The organism is Gallaecimonas pentaromativorans (assembly GCF_003751625.1).
In the GTDB taxonomy this organism is placed as follows: Bacteria; Pseudomonadota; Gammaproteobacteria; order Enterobacterales; family Gallaecimonadaceae; genus Gallaecimonas; species Gallaecimonas pentaromativorans.
In genome coordinates this window covers 126,218-141,913 of record NZ_RJUL01000011.1, presented here as the reverse complement: position 1 = coordinate 141,913, position 15,696 = coordinate 126,218, and the positions used below count along the sequence as shown (strand labels likewise).

Genomic DNA, 15,696 nt, shown 5'->3' with positions numbered 1-15,696 from the left:
ATGACCCTTTCTCTCGACCCCAAAACCGCCCTGGTGGTGATTGACCTGCAACACGGCATTATCCGCCTGGCCAAAAGCCTCAACCTCAGCGAAGCGGTAGATGCCGTAGTGGCCAACAGCATTGCGGTGCTGGATGCCTTTCGTGCCAAAGGCCTGCCGGTGGTGCTGGTGAATGTAGCGGGCGGCGCCCCTGGCCGCACCGAACAGGCGCGTAGCCATGGCGAGCTGCCTGCCGATTGGGCAGAACTGCTGCCCGAGCTTAACGCCCAGGACGGTGACATTTTGATCACCAAACATAACTGGGGCGCCTTTATCGGTACCGACCTTGACCAGCAACTAAAGGCCCAGGGCGTCACCCAAGTGGTGGTGCTGGGTATCGCCACCAGCATCGGTGTCGAATCCACCGCCCGCCAGGCTTATGAGCTGGGTTACAACGTGACCCTGGTTACCGATGCCATGGCCGATGTCGCCGAAGCAACCCACCAAAACAGCATCGAGCATATCTTTCCTCGGCTGGGGCAGCGCACCACCAGCGCCCAACTGCTGGATAACCTCAAGGGGTAACCATGGCCGCTCAACGGGGCGGCACCTTCCGCTCCCTTAACAATGCCAACTACCGGGTCTGGGCGGCCGGTGCCCTGGTGTCCAATATCGGCACCTGGATGCAGCGCACCGCCCAGGACTGGTTGGTATTGACCATCCTCACCGACCACAACGCCACCGCCCTTGGCATCATGACCGCGCTGCAGTTTTTCCCGCAGTTGCTGCTGTTGCCCCTGACCGGCTTTGCCGCCGACCGTATCGACCGGCGCAAACTGCTGATGGCGACTCAAGGCGCCATCGGTCTGTTGGCACTGGGCCTGGGGCTGTTGACGGTCACCGGCCAAGTGCAACTGTGGCATGCCTACGGCTTTGCCTTGCTGCTGGGCTGCACTACCGCCTTTGACGGCCCGGTGCGCCAGGCCTTTGTCTCGGAAATGGTGGGAGACGACGAGCTACCCAACGCGGTGGCCATCAACTCCACCTCCTTTAACAGCGCCCGCATGATAGGGCCGGCTATCGCCGGGCTGTCCATCGCCGCCATCGGCACCGGCTGGGTCTTTATCATCAACGCCTTGTCGTTTATTCCGGTGCTGTGGTCACTGCTGGCCATTAACGAGGGCAGGCTCTTTAAAACCGACAAACCTCTGGCCAAAAGCGGGCTGTGGGAGGCCTTTCCCTATGTCTGGCAGCAAAAACGCATTCTCTTTACCCTGTTGATGCTGTTTCTGATGGGCAGCGTTGGCCTGAACTTCCCGATTTTCATCTCCACCATGTCGACCCTGGTGTTCCACGGCGATGCCAGCCAGTACGGGCTGATGACCTCGATGCTGGCCATCGGCACCATCAGTGGCGCCTTGCTGGCTGCCCGGCGCGACAAACCCCGGCCCGCCCTGCTGCTGGCCGGTTCCCTGGCCTTTACCCTGACCATGGTACTGGCCGCCCTCAGCCCCAACGAGGTGGTGTTTTGCGTATTGCTGGTACTGATTGGCCTGGCTGCCCAGACCTTTATCATCACCGCCAACAGCTCGATACAACTGGCCACCCGGCCCCAGATGCGTGGCCGGGTGATGGCGATTTTCATGGCCATTTCCCTTGGGGGCATGCCCCTGGGCGGGCCTTTTGTAGGCTGGGTGGTAGACCACTTCGGCGCCCGCTGGGGACTGGTGGTGGGCGCCTGCGGTGGCCTTGCCGCCAGCCTCGCCGCCTTGTGTTACTGGCTGTGGTTTCACCATAAGGCTCCCTCCGAAAAGCGCTCTGATTCAGTAAGTTAACTGAACAACCTGGCGCCTTGGCTCAACACGGGTGGCCGCCGATGCTAGGCTCAATGGTTCTTGCCAGGACAGGAGCAGGCGCCATGACAGACTCGGAAAAGGCCGTTTCGGATAACGGTTCTGGGCTTTCACAACAAGATCAGTACCGGGCACGCAAGCAGCTGCCACCGGCGGCGCCGGTGCTGCACGAAACCATTCGCCTGCTGGGGGAAGAGGAGCTTAACCGCAACCTCAGCGCCCTGTGGTGGTCGGCCCTGGCTGCTGGGCTTTCCATGGGTTTTTCGCTGATGGCAAGAGGGCTTTTGCAGGCCTATCTCCCTGAAGGCAATGGCTTTTACCTGGTGGAATGCGCCGGCTATTCGGTGGGTTTTGTGATTGTCATCCTGGCCCGCCAGCAACTTTTTACCGAGAACACCATCACCGCCGTGCTGCCCTTTATGTCTAGCGCCAGTTGGCAAAAGTTCGGCTGCCTGCTGAGGCTCTGGCTGATTGTCATGCTCGGCAACCTGGCCGGGGTGGCGCTTTACGCCTACGGTCTTGGCCGCATGGAGCTGTTTGAACCGAAAGTACTGCACGCCTTTAGCGCCATCGGCGAAGAGGTGATGCACAACAGCCCCTGGCAGATGTTCAGCAAAGGCATCATGGCCGGCTGGCTGATTGCCATGATGGTGTGGATGAACGCCGCCTCCAGCGCCCGGCTGATGGTGGTATTGATCATGACCTACCTCATCTCCATCGGCGGCTTTACCCACATCATCGTCGGCTCGGCCGAGGTACTGTATTTGGTGTTCCACGGCCAGGCGTCACTGGCGAGCTATGTGGTGGATTTTGCCCTGCCCACCCTTGCCGGCAACATCGTCGGCGGCAGCCTTATCTTTGCCCTGATAAGCCACGCCCAGGTGCGCGGCGATGAGCAGCTCAATGTGGAAAAGAGCCCTTAAACAACCGCACCAGGGCGATTTTCAGGCAAAAAAAAGGCGCCTCTGGGGCGCGCAGGAATGACGTGGAAGTGGGGATGGTCCCCTGGGAGAAAAACGGCAGAAAACACCAAAGTTAACTATGTCAGAACAGCTGTTATCTTCCGCTACCTGCCCCGGCCTGCCAACTGCCTAAAACAACAGGACAAAAAGCTCATTGCCCCTGTGGCCGGGCCAGGCAGTGCTGGGTTTTGCCGTCTTTTTCCAGCACCACGTCCAGTTGGCCCTGGTGCTCACGAATGCTTTGCCCCGGCCCCGAATAGAGGGTGCCACTGGCCGCTTCACGCTGGAACATCACCCAGTTGCCGCCCTGGCCACTGGCCAGCAGGGATTTGGGGTGGGTGTCGAAGTAACGCACCCGCAGGTTGTGGCTGGCGTCGCCATCGCAGACCAGGGTGATGTCATGGCTCATGGCCACCAGGCCGTAGCGGGCTTGCAGCCAGGCAATGCGCTGCACGTAGCCTCCTTGGACGCAGCTGCGCTCGTCGTTGGCTTTCCAGCATTCATCGCGCTTTTGGGTCCATTGCTGTTGGCCAAGGCGCAGGGCGTCGCTGTCATCGGCTTTGGAAAGGGCTTTGTCAAAAACGCCGGCCAGTTGGTCGTCCAGCTCGGAGAGCAGCGGGTCCTGGCAGACCATGATGGCAATGCGGCTGCCTTTAACCTGCCCGCAGTCTCGGGCCATGGCTGGCAGCGCGCAGCCTAGGGCCAGTATCAGGGTGATAAAACGGATCATCTTGCCTCCTCAGGCAGCTGCCAGGCCAAGCAAAATAAGGGTAGCAAAGCCACCAATGAGCAATAACGCCAGTACCAGCCCGGCCAGGGCCAGGCCTTTTTTATGCCCGGCTTTTACCAAGCCGGCTATGGCCAGGCCCAGCGCCAGCAGCCCCAGCAACAGAGCCACCAGCATCAGTAGCCCCAGCACCATCATCACCGGCGACTGCTGGTTCACAAGCTGCGGGTGGTGGCTGCCGATATAGGCGCTCGCCGCAAAGGTGCCAACCAGCGTCAGCACGCCTACCAGGCTGCTGACAAAGGCGGCGACAGCCAGCCTAGAATGGCGTTGTGGTTCCATGCCCTGCTCCGCTTGTTTGGCCAAGGGCTATCAAAGCATAGCGCCGGGGCATTGTTAATCACTTGTTTTACATCATCTTATTGCGGTTCAGCATGGCGTTTGGCAGATCTTGCCGCCCCGCAGCCGGCAACAGCGCGGAAAAACGCTTTCTCGGCTCACAGTAAGGACTAACTGCCACGGCCCCCTTTTCAAATGGCCCCGGCTCGGTACTATGGTCTGCCGACCTTTGAACAATGCGACCATGGAAAAGAAGATCCTGCTCACCGACTGCCCCGACGCCAAGGGGCTGATCGCCAAGATCACCAACATTTGCTACAAGCACCAGCTCAACATCACCCGCAACAACGAGTTTGTTGACCGGGACCATGGCCGCTTTTTCATGCGCACCGAGCTCAACGGCATTTTCAACGACGAGACCCTGCTGGCCGACCTCGACGACGCCTTGCCGCAGTACACCAAGCGCCGCCTGGTACCGGCCGGGCGCAAGCGCATCGTGATATTGGTGACCAAAGAAGCCCACGCCCTTGGCGATATCCTGATGAAGTGCTTCGAAGGGGCCCTGGACGTGGAAATTGCCGCTGTTATCGGCAACTACGACACCCTGGGCAAGCTGGTGGAAAAGTTCGATATTCCCTTCCACCACGTGTCCCACGAGGGGCTGAGCCGCCCCGAGCACGAGGCCGAGTTGATGAAGGTGGTGGACAGCTACCGCCCCGACTACCTGGTGCTGGCCAAGTTCATGCGCATCCTCACCCCCAGTTTTGTGGCGGCCTACCCCCATAAGATCATCAACATCCACCACTCCTTTCTGCCTTCGTTCATCGGCGCCAACCCTTACCGGCAGGCCTTTGAGCGCGGCGTGAAGATGATTGGCGCCACCGCCCACTTCGTTACCGACGACTTGGACGAAGGCCCGATCATCGAGCAGTCGGTGATCCACGTGAACCACGCCATGTCCGCCAATGACATGGCCCGCGCTGGCCGGGATGTGGAGAAATCGGTGCTGAGCCGTGCCCTGCAACTGGTGCTGGACGAGCGGGTGTTTGTCTACGGCAACAAAACGGTGGTGTTCAAGTAACGGGGCTTCAGGGGGCCTGCTGCGGCTCGGTGGGAGGCTCGTCCAGCTTACCGGCCAGGGCCTCAAGTTTGTTGTAGCCCTGGTGGCAATCGAGGCGTTTTTGTACTCCGTCGGGGTTGGTTACCACCAGTCCTTGCACGTCGCTGGGGGGCAAGGGGGTTTTGCGGTAGTCGTCGAACAGCAGGTAGTGGCTGCCGTGGCTGGTAAAGCTCAATTGGTAACGCTCGCGCTGCTCGCCGCTGATATGGCGCAGGAAGAAGTCACTACCTCTACCGAGGTTGAGGCCATTTAGCACCAGGTGCAGGCCGGCGCCGCCGGGTTCGCCGCACAGGGCCACCACCTTGGGCTGGCTGCAACTGAAGTAGTTGGTCTCCCCTGCCGGGCAACCGTTGCCCCAACTGGCTGCGCTGGTCGTAAAACTGGCCAGCAGCAGGGCGCTGTAAATCGGCCTGATGCCGTGCATTCCCTTGCCTTGTTCTCTTTTCACACAATGAAAGAGGATAGGCGTTAATTTTCGCAAGTTCGCGCACTTTCATGACTTTCAGCTGACTGAACCGGCCGATGGCCGCAGCGGCTCTTTCGCTTAGCGCCCGGCTTTTGCCATGCTGGAGCCTGGACAAGGAGGACAACATGAAAGCCATTCTCGGGATCTTGCTGGGCGCTCTGGCCCTGCCACTGCTGGCAGCCACCACCCCGCAGGACGCCATGCTCAGCCACTACGCCTACCCTTATCCGGTGCGCACTTTCGCCCTCACCGCCCAGCAGCAACCGTTGCAGATGGCCTATATGGATGTGCCACCAGCAAGTGGTAAGGTCCCCAAAGATACGGTGGTGTTGCTGCACGGCAAGAACTTCTCCGGCGCTTACTGGCAACGCACCATCAGTACTCTCAGCCAGGCCGGTTACCGGGTTATCGCCCCCGACCAACTGGGCTTTGGCAAATCCAGCAAGCCCACCGAGTTCCAATACAGCTTTCAGGCCCTGGCCACCTACACCCACCAGTTGCTGGCAAGCCTTGGGGTGCAAAAAATGGTGCTGGTCGGCCACTCCATGGGCGGCATGCTGGCCAGCCGCTACAGCCTGATGTTTCCAGAGGATGTGAGCAAACTGGTGCTGGTTAACCCCATAGGCCTTGAAGACTGGAAGCGCCAAGTACCCTACCAGAGCCTGGACGACGCCATTGCCGCCGAGCACGCCCAGACCCCGGAGTCGGTGAAAAACTACATGACCAAGGCGTATTTTGACGGCAAGTGGCAGCCGCAATACCAGCCGCTGCTGGCCATCCAGGCTGGCTGGACCATAGGCCCGGACGCCGGTCTGATGGCCACAGTCGACGCCCTGACCAGCGACATGATCTTTACCCAGCCGGTGCTCTATGAGTTCCCCGATATCAAGGCCAAGACCCTGCTCATCATCGGCACCCGCGACCGCACCGCCATCGGCCGCAACAGGGCCGATGCCAAAACCGCCGCCACCATGGGCCGTTACGATGTGCTGGGCAAAGCCACCGCCAAGGCCATTCCCCAGGCGCAGCTGGTGGAGCTGCCCGGCATCGGCCACGTGCCGCAATTCGAGGATTTTGACGACTACATCAAGGCCCTTGAGCGCTTTTTGGCCCAGTAAATGCGGTTCTGATTTGAAGCAAAACGCCGTCTAGCCGGGCAGCATCCGGCCGCTGTGGTACAAGGGCTTCACACCCTTGACAGGCAGGCCCCATGAGATTGCTGCTGATACTGCTGCTGGCGTGGCCGGCCTGGGCCAACCAGGCCGAGCCCCGCTACTACCAAAACCCCATTATCCACGCCGATTATGCCGACCCTGACGCCATCCGGGTCGGCACCAATTACTATCTCATCGCCTCAAGTTTCAACGAGGTACCGGGGCTGCCGCTGCTCACCTCCACCGACTTGGTGCACTGGCAATTGGTAGGCCATGCCCTGCCCCGCAATGTGCCCGACGCTCATTACCGGCAAGTGCAGCACGGCAACGGGGTCTGGGCGCCGGCGCTGCGCTTTCACGGCGGCAGGTTCTGGATCTTCTACCCCGACCCGGACTTTGGCATCTACGTGCTGAGCGCCACAGATTTTCGCGGCCCCTGGAGCCCGCCAAGGTTGCTGCTCCCCGGCAAGGGCATCATCGACCCGGCACCCTTTTGGGACGACGACGGCCGGGCCTGGCTGCTACACGGCTGGGCCAAAAGCCGGGCGGGGTTTAACAACGTGCTGACCTTGCGGGAAATGGCCCCCGATGTCAGCCAGATGCTGGAAGATGAGGGCCAATTGGTGGTGGACGGCAATCGCCTGCCCGGCTTTCGCACCCTCGAAGGGCCCAAGCTCTATAAAAAAGACGGTTACTACTACATTTTCGCGCCGGCCGGCGGGGTAAAAGAAGGCTGGCAGACGGTGTTTCGAAGCCGCCAGCTGCAAGGGCCTTACCAGCACCGCATTACCCTCGCTCAGGGCAACACCGACATCAACGGGCCCCATCAGGGCGCCTGGGTAACGGCAACCGACGGCAGCGACTGGTTTATCCATTTTCAGGACAAGGGCCCCTATGGCCGTATCACCCACCTCGAGCCCATGGTGTGGCGCCAGGGCTGGCCGGTGATGGGCAACGAGGGCGAGCCGGTTGCCCGCCACCCAAGCCCACCCGGCCCGCCCAGCACGGCTCTTGCCAGAGGCTCAGACCATTTTGATAAATCCCTCGCCCTTGCCTGGCAATGGAATGCCAACCCAAGTGAAGACTGGGCACGCATCCAGGCAGGGCAGCTCCACCTCAAGGCCCTGGCCGGGCCCGATAACCTTTGGCAGGTGCCTAACCTGCTGCTGCAAAAGTTTCCGGCCCAGGCTTTTGGCGCCGAGGTGAGCCTGATGGCGCCTGCCCAAGGCGTGCGCCGGGCCGGGCTCCTTATCTACGGCAGCGATTATGGCTGGGTGGGGGCCGAGCAAAACGCCAAAGGCCCGGTTCTGGTGATGGTCTTGTGCCAAAAGGCCAAGCAGGGGTGCCGCGAGCAGCGCTGGCAGGCGCCCTTTACCGGCCAGGTTGCACGGCTTGGGGTACAAGTAAACGCTGCTGCCCAAGTGCAGTTTTTGGCGAACGGCCAGCCCCTCGGGCCGCCTTTTACCGCCCAGCCCGGGCGCTGGATAGGGGCCCGCATCGGCCTTTTTGCCCAGGGCGACGGCCAGCAAGAAGCGCGCTTTGACGACTTTAGCCTCCACTTTTAACGGGGTATCCTTGGCAAAAACCAAGGAGCTGCCCCGTGCTCAAAGCCATTCACCACGCCGCCATCATTTGTAGCGACTACCCGCGCTCCAAGCATTTTTACACCGCCATTTTGGGCCTTGCCGTGCTGGCAGAGCATTACCGCGAAGCGCGGGATTCTTGGAAGCTGGACCTGGCCCTGCCGGACGGCAGCCAGTTGGAGCTGTTTTCCTTTAACCATGCCCCCCAAAGGCCCAGCTACCCGGAGGCCCAGGGCCTGCGCCACCTTGCCTTTGTGGTCGACGACGTTGCCGCCGCTGCCAAGTGGCTTCAAGACCAGGGGGTAGCGGTGGAGCCGGTGCGTATAGACCCATACACCGGCAAGGCCTTTACCTTTTTTGCCGACCCCGATCAGCTGCCCCTGGAGCTCTACCAGGGGTGAGGCATTGCTCACAATTTCGGCTCGCTGGCGCCAGGCCCCCGGCAGGGCAAGGTTGGCAGGCGGGCGAGCAAAAATGCTTAGAGATCAGTACCATCACCAATAAAGTTTACAAAATCAAAAACATAAGTTAACAAAAAGCAACCTGGCGCCGCTAGAAAGCCCTGTCCTTTATCGGTATAACGTTCAGCTTCTCGCTTAATTACAAAAATATACCTATGACAGCCACAGCTTCAGTAGACGCCGCTAAGGGTGCAGAGACCAAAACTCGCCGCGCCTTTATCGCGCTTTTCATGATCGAGATGTGGGAGCGCTTCGGCTTCTACGGCATGCAGATCCTGATGGTGCTTTTTGCCATCGAGTATCTGGGTTTCAACGATGATCGCGCCAACCTGACCTGGGGCGCCTTTGCCGCCATGATCTACATCACCCCGGTTGCCGGCGGCTGGATCGGCGACAAGGTACTGGGCGCCAGACGCACCACCATGCTTGGCGGCGTGGTACTGGCCCTGGGTTACGGCTTGCTGGCCGTGCCGTGGGACCAATTCATGGGCAGCAGCGGCCACAGCCTGGTGTTCTTCTCCATGGGTGTGATCGCGGTAGGTAACGGCCTGTTCAAAGCCAACCCCAACAACCTGGTGGCCAAGCTGTACGAAGGGGACGAGTCCAAGCTCGACGGCGCCTTCACCCTGTATTACATGTCCATCAACATCGGCGCCTTCCTGTCCCAGTGCCTTACCCCCATCATCCGGGTGCACTACGGCTGGCATTGGGCCTTCCTGATCTGCGCCTTGGGCCTGGTGTTTGGCGTGGCTCAGTTCAAGGTGCAAAGCCGCTACCTCGAGCACGTAGGCTCGGCTCCCGACTTCAAACCCATGAACAAGGGCAAGCTGCTGGGCGTGCTGGGCGGCTCGCTGATCGTGGCGGTGCTGATTGGCCTGGTGGTGCAAAGCACCGAAGTGGCCGAGTGGGTGGTGAACCTGGCCAGCGTCGGCCTGGCGCTGTTCTTCCTGGTGCTGGTGGTCAAAGCCACCACCGCCGAGCGGGCTGGGCTTATCGCCATGGTGATCCTGACCCTGCAGACCATCCTGTTCTTCATCTTCTACCAGCAGATGTCTACTTCTCTGACCCTGTTCGCCAAGAACAACGTGGACCTGCACTTCCTGGGCTACAGCATTCCGCCGGAGCAGTTCCAGGTGCTGAACCCGTTCTGGATAGCGGTGATGAGCCCGGTACTGGCCTGGCTGTACGCCTCTTTGGGCAAGAAGGACAAAGACCCGTCTCTGGCCGGCAAATACGCCTGGGGCTTTGTGCTGCTGGCCATCGGCTTCTTCCTGTACGCCGTGTCCGGCAACTTCGCCAGCGCCCTGGGCCTGGTGTCGCCGCAGTGGATGCTGTGGGGTTACTTCTTCCAGTCCGTGGGTGAGCTGCTGATCTCCGGCCTCGGTCTTGGCATGGTAGCCCGTTACGTGGCGCCTAGCCTGCGCGGCCTGATGATGGGCGCCTGGCTGCTGGCCACCGGTTTGTCCCAATACCTGGGTAGCGTAGTGGCCAACTTTGCCAGCGTGCCGGAAAACATCACCAGCCCGCTGCAAACCCTGCCGCTGTACACCGACCTCTTTATGAAGCTCGGCTGGGTGGCTTTGGCTGGCGCCGTGGTGGCCATCGTGCTGGTGCCCTACCTCAAGCGCCTCGATAGCCGCAGCAAAGAAGCCGCCGCCCTGTGGGCCAAGCAATAAGGCTTTAAAAACCCAATAAAAAACGCGCCATCAGGCGCGTTTTTTATTGCCGCAGTTACAGCTCGGCGTGGGGGCCGAAGGCCTCGTAATGGATGCGCTCGCCGCTCACCCCCAGGGCCAGCAGCTGGCCCTTGATGGCCGCCATAAAGCCGATGGGGCCGCAGAGATAAAAGAGGCCATCGGCCAGAGGCAGCTCATAGCGGATGGGGGCCAGATCCATCAAGCCGTGCTGGTCGTTATACCAGTAGCGAAGGGGCACGCCATGGGCCTTGGCCAGTTCCTGCTGGCGAGCCTTAAAGCTGTGCTGGATTTGGTTTTCGCAGGCATGAAGAAACTGCACCACCCGCCCGGGTTGCTGCTGGGCAAGGGTTTCGAGCATGCTCATCATCGGCGTCAGACCCACCCCGGCAGACACCAACACCACCGGCGCCTGGCTTTGGGTATCGAGGAAAAAATCCCCCGCTGGCGGCATCAGGGCCACTTCATCCCCCACGGCCAGCTCATCGTGCAAGAAGTTGGATACCAGCCCTTGGTCTTCACGCTTTACGCTGATGCGATAACCCTTGCCGTTAGACGCCGCTGACAGGCTGTACTGGCGAATTTCCTGGTAGTCGCCCTGGCTGGGTTTGACCTTGATACCGATGTATTGGCCGGGTTCAAAGGCCATTACCGCGCCGCCATCGGCCGGCTCAAAGTAGAAGCTGGTCACTTTTTCAGATTCCGCCACCTTGGCAGCCAGGCGGAAAGCCCTTTCTCCTTCCCAACCGCCCTCGGCGGCCTTGTGCTGGGCATAGAGGGTGCCTTCACGGTCGATAAAGATCCCGGCTAGAAACTGGTAAGCCTCGGCCCAAGCGGCGGTGGTGTCACTGTCGAAAGTGTCGGGGGCCAGCTCCTGCAAGGTCGCCAGCAGGTGCTTACCGACGATGGCGTATTGCTCGGGTTTGACCACAAAGCTGGTGTGCTTCTGGGCAATGCGCTCCACCGCCGCCGCCAGCACTTGTGGGTTTTCAATGTGCTGGGCGTAGGCGGCCACAGCGGCAAAGAGCGCCGCCGGTTGGCGCCCTGAGCGCTGGTTGGAGAGATTGAATACGTCCTTAAGCTCAGGGTTGTGCGCAAACATGCGCTGATAAAAATGCTGGGTAACAGCCGGGCCGGCGCTGGCAAGGACCGGAATAGTGGCTTTAACGCGGGCAATGGTCTGGGCGCTTAACATCAGGTGGCTCCTTGAAAGGACATTAACTGCCTTAGCTATTACAAGGGCCGTGCCATATCAGCATCACCATACATATCAATGCGTTACAAAATACGCCTTGTCATATCGAGTCATTATGACTCACACTTTAGGCTGTCTTTTTCGCACCATGGAGTCATATTGACTCATGCCTGAACCCGGCCAACACCTGCTGCTGGAAATCGCCCTCGACCTTGCCAGCAGCCTCACCAACGATGACCGTTTTGACCGCCTGCTCACCGCGCTCAGAAAGGCCATTCCCTGCGACGCCATCGCCTTGCTGGCCTACCGCACTCCCCATGCCATTCCCCTGGCCATTCAGGGGCTGAGCCCCGACACCCGGGGCCGGCGCTTTGCCGTTGGCGAGCACCCGCGCTTTGCGGCCATGGCCGAGGCGCAAAAGCCGGTGCGCTTTCCCGCCGACAGCCCCCTGCCCGACCCTTACGACGGCCTGTTGCTTAACGACGACAGCGCCATTCCCATTCATGCCTGCATGGGGTTGCCGCTTTTTGTCGACAGCCAGCTGCTGGGTTTTTTGACCTTCGACAGCCTCACGCCAGGGGTATTCGACCACATCGGTGAACGCACCCTGGACATGGTGTCGGCGCTGGCCGCCGCCACCCTCAAGGCCGCCATCCAGCTTGATGCCCTGGAGCGCCAGGCCCAGCACAACACCCAGGTGATGCAGACCCTCACCCTCGATGCCATGGCCCAAGGCGGCAACTCCCTGCTGGGAGACAGCCTGCCAATGCTGGCCCTCAAGCAAGAGCTGGCGCTAGTGGCGCCCTCGGATTTCACGGTGCTGGTGCTGGGGGAAACCGGGGTCGGCAAGGAGCTGGTGGCCCGTACCCTGCACGCCCAATCGGCCAGGAAAGGGGCGCCATTGGTGCACCTCAATTGCGCCGCATTGCCCGAGCAACTGATTGAAAGCGAGCTTTTTGGCCACACCAAGGGCGCCTTCACCGGCGCCGACAGCGCCCGGCCGGGGAAATTTCTGCTGGCCGACGGCGGCACCCTGTTTCTGGACGAAGTGGGCGAGCTGAGCCCCGGCACCCAGAGCAAGCTACTGCGGGCCCTACAAAGTGGCGAGATCCAACCGGTGGGCCAGGATAAAGTGCGCCAGGTGGACGTGCGGGTGATCGCCGCCACCAACCGCGATCTGAAAACCGAAGTGGCGGCCGGGCGTTTTCGGGCCGACCTCTACCATCGCCTCAGCGTTTACCCCATTTTGGTGCCGCCGCTGCGAGAAAGGGGCGGCGATATTCTGCTGTTGGCCGGGTTCTTTTTGGAGAACACCCGCCGCAAGCTCGGCCTGGCGCAGCTCAAGCTGGCCCAGGCTACTCAAGATTTGCTGATGCGTTACGACTGGCCAGGCAATGTGCGGGAGCTGGAGCACTGCATCAGCCGGGCCGCCCTCAACGCCATCCGCGAGCAGGGCCGCCATGGGGTGCTGACCCTAGCCCCCGGCCACTGCGCCTTGGAACCGGTTGGTCCAGCTCCGCTGCCCACAGCGCCACCTCCTGGCACAGCTCAGGCTGACCTTCGGCTGGCGGTGGAGGATTACCAGCGCCAATTGATCCGCGAAGCGCTGCTGGCCAATGACCACAGCTGGGCCGGCGCCGCCCGGGCCCTCAACCTGGACAGGGCCAACTTGCAGCGCCTGGGCAAACGGCTGGGAGTGGTGGTGAGCAAAGGGCTCTAGTGGTGGCTTATCACCGCCAAGTCGGCAACAAGCTGGCGGGTGTCCACCAACGGCAGGTTACCCTCGGCGGGCCGGAACATGGCCTCCAACTGGCCCTGAGGATTGATAAGCACCATACCGGCGGAGTGGCTGATATCGCCATTGGCACTTTGCCGATACATCAGCCCCAACTGGCGGGTAAAGGGTTCGAGCACCGCAGACTCTGCGCGCAGGGCGATAAATTCCGGGCGAAAAAAGTGGATGTAGGCGGCCAGTTTTTCGGTGCTGTCTCGGCCCGGATCGGCACTTAAAAACAGCACCTGCACCGGCGCACCGGCCGCCTCTTCCAGTTGGGGGTAACTGGCTGACAGCCGGCTCAAGGTGGCGGGGCAGACATCGGGGCAGCTGGTGTAACCCAGGAACAGCAAGCTCCAATGGCCTTTGAGGTTTTCCTGGGTGAAGGGCTGGCCGCGTTGGTCACTGAGCTCAAAGGGGCTCAACTGGCGGGCCGGCTGGTACCACAGCGCTTCCACATGGGGCGGGGTGATTATCCAAAAATACAATCCCAGCCCGGCACAAAAGGCCAAGGCCAACACCAGGCTCAACACCGCTTTCATCAGGCCACTCCATGGTCCACCAGCAATACCACAAACAATAACATCAGTTGCCAAATACTGACCCTGAAGGTGCGCATGGCCTGGCCGGGGCCGTCCCACCATTTGAGCCTGGCGGCGTGCCAGATAAACCAGCCGCCCAGCACCAAGGCGGCGGCCAGGTACAAGAGGCCGCTCATGCCGGTCAGGTAGGGCAGCAACAGCAAGGCTTGCAGCAACAAGGTGTAGAGCAGCACACAGGTTTTGGTGTACTCGATACCGTGGGTCACTGGCAGCATGGGGATACCGGCCCGCTGGTAATCGTTGCACCGGGCGATGGCCAGGGCCCAGAAGTGAGGCGGCGTCCAGGCGAAGATGATCAGCACCAGCAGCCAGGCGTTGGCGTCCATGCTGTTGGTGACGGCGGTCCAGCCCAGCAGCGGCGGCATGGCACCAGCCAGGCCGCCGATCACGATGTTCTGCGGGGTCATGCGTTTTAAAAACACCGTGTAAATCACCGCGTAGCCCACCATGGCGGCAAAGGTCAGCAAAGCGGTGAGGCCATTGACCCAAAGTGCCAGCTGCATCAGCCCTAGGGCAATCACCGCCACGGCAAAAACCCAGGCCTGGCCCTGGCTTAACCGGCCTTGCACCAGAGGCCGCATCCGGGTGCGGGCCATTTTATGGTCGATATGTTGATCGAGGATGTGGTTGATGGCGGCGGCTCCGGCTGACACCTGGCCGATGCCCATCAGGCCGTTGATAACCAACCAGGGATTTGGCCAGCTGTCTTGGGCCAGGATCATGCCCACCAGGGCGGTAAGTAACAGCAGCATCACCACCCGAGGTTTGGTGATGGCCAGAAAATCCCGCCAGGGCCAATGCCCGGCGGCCAACAGGCTCAGTGACTTCATATCCACTCCACAAGCCGTGATTGAGGGTGAGCAGCAACAAAAACAGCAGCAGCGCCACCAGGTTATGGGCCAGCGCTACCGCCAGCGGCACGCTCAGCACCACGTTGGCCAGGCCCAGACAAAGTTGTACGCCAAGCAGCGCCGCCAGGCCCAGCGCCATGACTTTTTGCCCCCGCCGCCACAACCCGGAGGCCAACAAGATAAGCAGCGCCGACGTCACCATCGCCCCAAAGCGGTGGGCGACATGGATGGTCATGCGCGCCTCGTAACCCAGCACCCCGTATTGGTAATTGTCGGCCGGAGGCGAGAGCAGGTTGAAGGCCGCTTCGGGATGCAGGCGGCTCCACCAATCCCCCTCGCACACCGGCAACTGGGTGCAGGCAAGGGAAGCGTAGTTGGCGGCGGTCCAACCCCCAAGGGCGATTTGCCCCACCACCACCAAGGCGGCGACAACCGCCAGCCAACGCAAATAAAAAGGCGCACGGGGACGAGCAGGGGCCGGGCCCAAGCGCAGGGCCAGCCACCACAAGAGCGCCAGGGTGGCCATGCCGCCCAGCAGATGCCCCGTTACCACCAGCGGCCGCAGGTTCAGGGTGACTGTCAACATCCCCAAGGTGGCCTGGAACAGCAGCAAGCCCAGCAGCGCCACCACCCAAGGGCGCTGAGCCTTGAAGCGCCAGAAGGCCAGCGCCGCCAGCAGGCCGATGCAAAGGGCCAGAGCACCGGCAAAATAGCGGTGCACCATCTCGTTCCAGGCTTTGTGCAGCTCAATCTTGGCGCCGGGAAAGGCTTGCTCGGCATGGGCCAGGTGCTGGTCAGTGTAGGGCGCCACCAGGGCGCCATAACAACCGGGCCAGTCCGGGCAGCCAAGGCCAGCGTCGGTCAACCGGGTGTAGGCGCCTAGGGCGATCACCATCAGGGCCAGGGCTATCGCAATGCGGGTCAGGGTTTTCATGG

The 15,696-nt window shown here is 61.2% G+C and carries 15 protein-coding genes and 1 pseudogene; 9 read left to right on the top strand and 7 right to left on the bottom strand.

The window, feature by feature from the left end; genetic code table 11:
• From EDC28_RS17900 to EDC28_RS17890, 3 genes are all read left to right on the top strand, one after another.
• The gene (locus EDC28_RS17900) at positions 1-564 is read left to right on the top strand and encodes an isochorismatase family protein (protein ID WP_123422519.1); all 564 of its coding nucleotides are present in this window, start codon (positions 1-3) and stop codon (positions 562-564) included.
• Positions 565-566: 2 nt separating this feature from the next.
• Positions 567-1,814, top strand: coding sequence for an MFS transporter (locus EDC28_RS17895; RefSeq protein WP_123422518.1), 1,248 nt, complete (start codon positions 567-569; stop codon positions 1,812-1,814).
• 83 nt (positions 1,815-1,897) lie between these two features.
• Positions 1,898-2,755 (top strand): formate/nitrite transporter family protein, encoded by an 858-nt coding sequence (locus tag EDC28_RS17890; protein ID WP_050658853.1) that lies wholly within the window; start codon positions 1,898-1,900, stop codon positions 2,753-2,755.
• A 190-nt stretch (positions 2,756-2,945) separates the two neighbouring features.
• On the opposite strand, the gene EDC28_RS17885 is transcribed toward EDC28_RS17890, so the two are convergent.
• Both EDC28_RS17885 and EDC28_RS17880 read right to left on the bottom strand, forming a co-directional pair.
• Positions 2,946-3,524, bottom strand: coding sequence for an MliC family protein (locus tag EDC28_RS17885; protein ID WP_123422517.1), 579 nt, complete (start codon positions 3,522-3,524; stop codon positions 2,946-2,948).
• A gap of 9 nt (positions 3,525-3,533) precedes the next feature.
• A complete protein-coding gene (locus tag EDC28_RS17880) occupies positions 3,534-3,863 on the bottom strand; it encodes a hypothetical protein (RefSeq protein WP_123422516.1) in 330 nt (109 codons plus the stop codon).
• 241 nt (positions 3,864-4,104) lie between these two features.
• Here EDC28_RS17880 and purU point away from each other — a divergent pair, with 241 nt between their 5' ends.
• A complete protein-coding gene (purU, locus tag EDC28_RS17875) occupies positions 4,105-4,941 on the top strand; it encodes a formyltetrahydrofolate deformylase (RefSeq protein WP_050658856.1) in 837 nt (278 codons plus the stop codon).
• Between the two features lie 7 nt (positions 4,942-4,948).
• On the opposite strand, the gene EDC28_RS17870 is transcribed toward purU, so the two are convergent.
• Positions 4,949-5,404, bottom strand: a complete 456-nt coding sequence (locus EDC28_RS17870; RefSeq protein WP_123422515.1) for a hypothetical protein — start codon at positions 5,402-5,404, stop codon at positions 4,949-4,951.
• Between the two features lie 167 nt (positions 5,405-5,571).
• Between EDC28_RS17870 and EDC28_RS17865 the strand changes: the two genes are divergently transcribed.
• The 4 genes from EDC28_RS17865 (at position 5,572) to EDC28_RS17850 (ending at position 10,320) form a co-directional block, all read left to right on the top strand.
• The gene (locus tag EDC28_RS17865; protein ID WP_123422514.1) at positions 5,572-6,564 is read left to right on the top strand and encodes an alpha/beta fold hydrolase; all 993 of its coding nucleotides are present in this window, start codon (positions 5,572-5,574) and stop codon (positions 6,562-6,564) included.
• Positions 6,565-6,656: 92 nt separating this feature from the next.
• Positions 6,657-8,165, top strand: a complete 1,509-nt coding sequence (locus EDC28_RS17860; RefSeq protein ID WP_050658859.1) for a glycoside hydrolase family 43 protein — start codon at positions 6,657-6,659, stop codon at positions 8,163-8,165.
• A 35-nt stretch (positions 8,166-8,200) separates the two neighbouring features.
• Positions 8,201-8,584 (top strand): SMU1112c/YaeR family gloxylase I-like metalloprotein, encoded by a 384-nt coding sequence (gloA2, locus tag EDC28_RS17855; protein WP_123422513.1) that lies wholly within the window; start codon positions 8,201-8,203, stop codon positions 8,582-8,584.
• Between the two features lie 215 nt (positions 8,585-8,799).
• On the top strand, positions 8,800-10,320 hold the full coding sequence (locus tag EDC28_RS17850) for a peptide MFS transporter (protein WP_123422512.1): 1,521 nt from the start codon (positions 8,800-8,802) through the stop codon (positions 10,318-10,320).
• Positions 10,321-10,375: 55 nt separating this feature from the next.
• On the opposite strand, the gene hmpA is transcribed toward EDC28_RS17850, so the two are convergent.
• Complete coding sequence (gene hmpA / locus EDC28_RS17845; protein ID WP_123422511.1) at positions 10,376-11,533, bottom strand: NO-inducible flavohemoprotein; 1,158 nt, start codon at positions 11,531-11,533, stop codon at positions 10,376-10,378.
• Positions 11,534-11,699: 166 nt separating this feature from the next.
• Here hmpA and norR point away from each other — a divergent pair, with 166 nt between their 5' ends.
• The gene (gene norR / locus EDC28_RS17840; RefSeq protein WP_123422510.1) at positions 11,700-13,253 is read left to right on the top strand and encodes a nitric oxide reductase transcriptional regulator NorR; all 1,554 of its coding nucleotides are present in this window, start codon (positions 11,700-11,702) and stop codon (positions 13,251-13,253) included.
• On the opposite strand, the gene EDC28_RS17835 is transcribed toward norR, so the two are convergent.
• From EDC28_RS17835 to EDC28_RS17825, 3 genes and pseudogenes are all read right to left on the bottom strand, one after another.
• Positions 13,250-13,849 (bottom strand): SCO family protein, encoded by a 600-nt coding sequence (locus tag EDC28_RS17835; RefSeq protein ID WP_123422509.1) that lies wholly within the window; start codon positions 13,847-13,849, stop codon positions 13,250-13,252. The genes norR and EDC28_RS17835 overlap by 4 nt on opposite strands.
• A complete protein-coding gene (cyoE, locus tag EDC28_RS17830) occupies positions 13,849-14,739 on the bottom strand; it encodes a heme o synthase (RefSeq protein WP_123422508.1) in 891 nt (296 codons plus the stop codon). The genes EDC28_RS17835 and cyoE overlap by 1 nt, the downstream gene beginning before the upstream one ends.
• 43 nt (positions 14,740-14,782) lie before the next feature.
• Positions 14,783-15,694 (bottom strand): annotated as a pseudogene (locus EDC28_RS17825) (COX15/CtaA family protein); the annotation flags it as partial.
• Positions 15,695-15,696 lie beyond the last annotated feature (2 nt).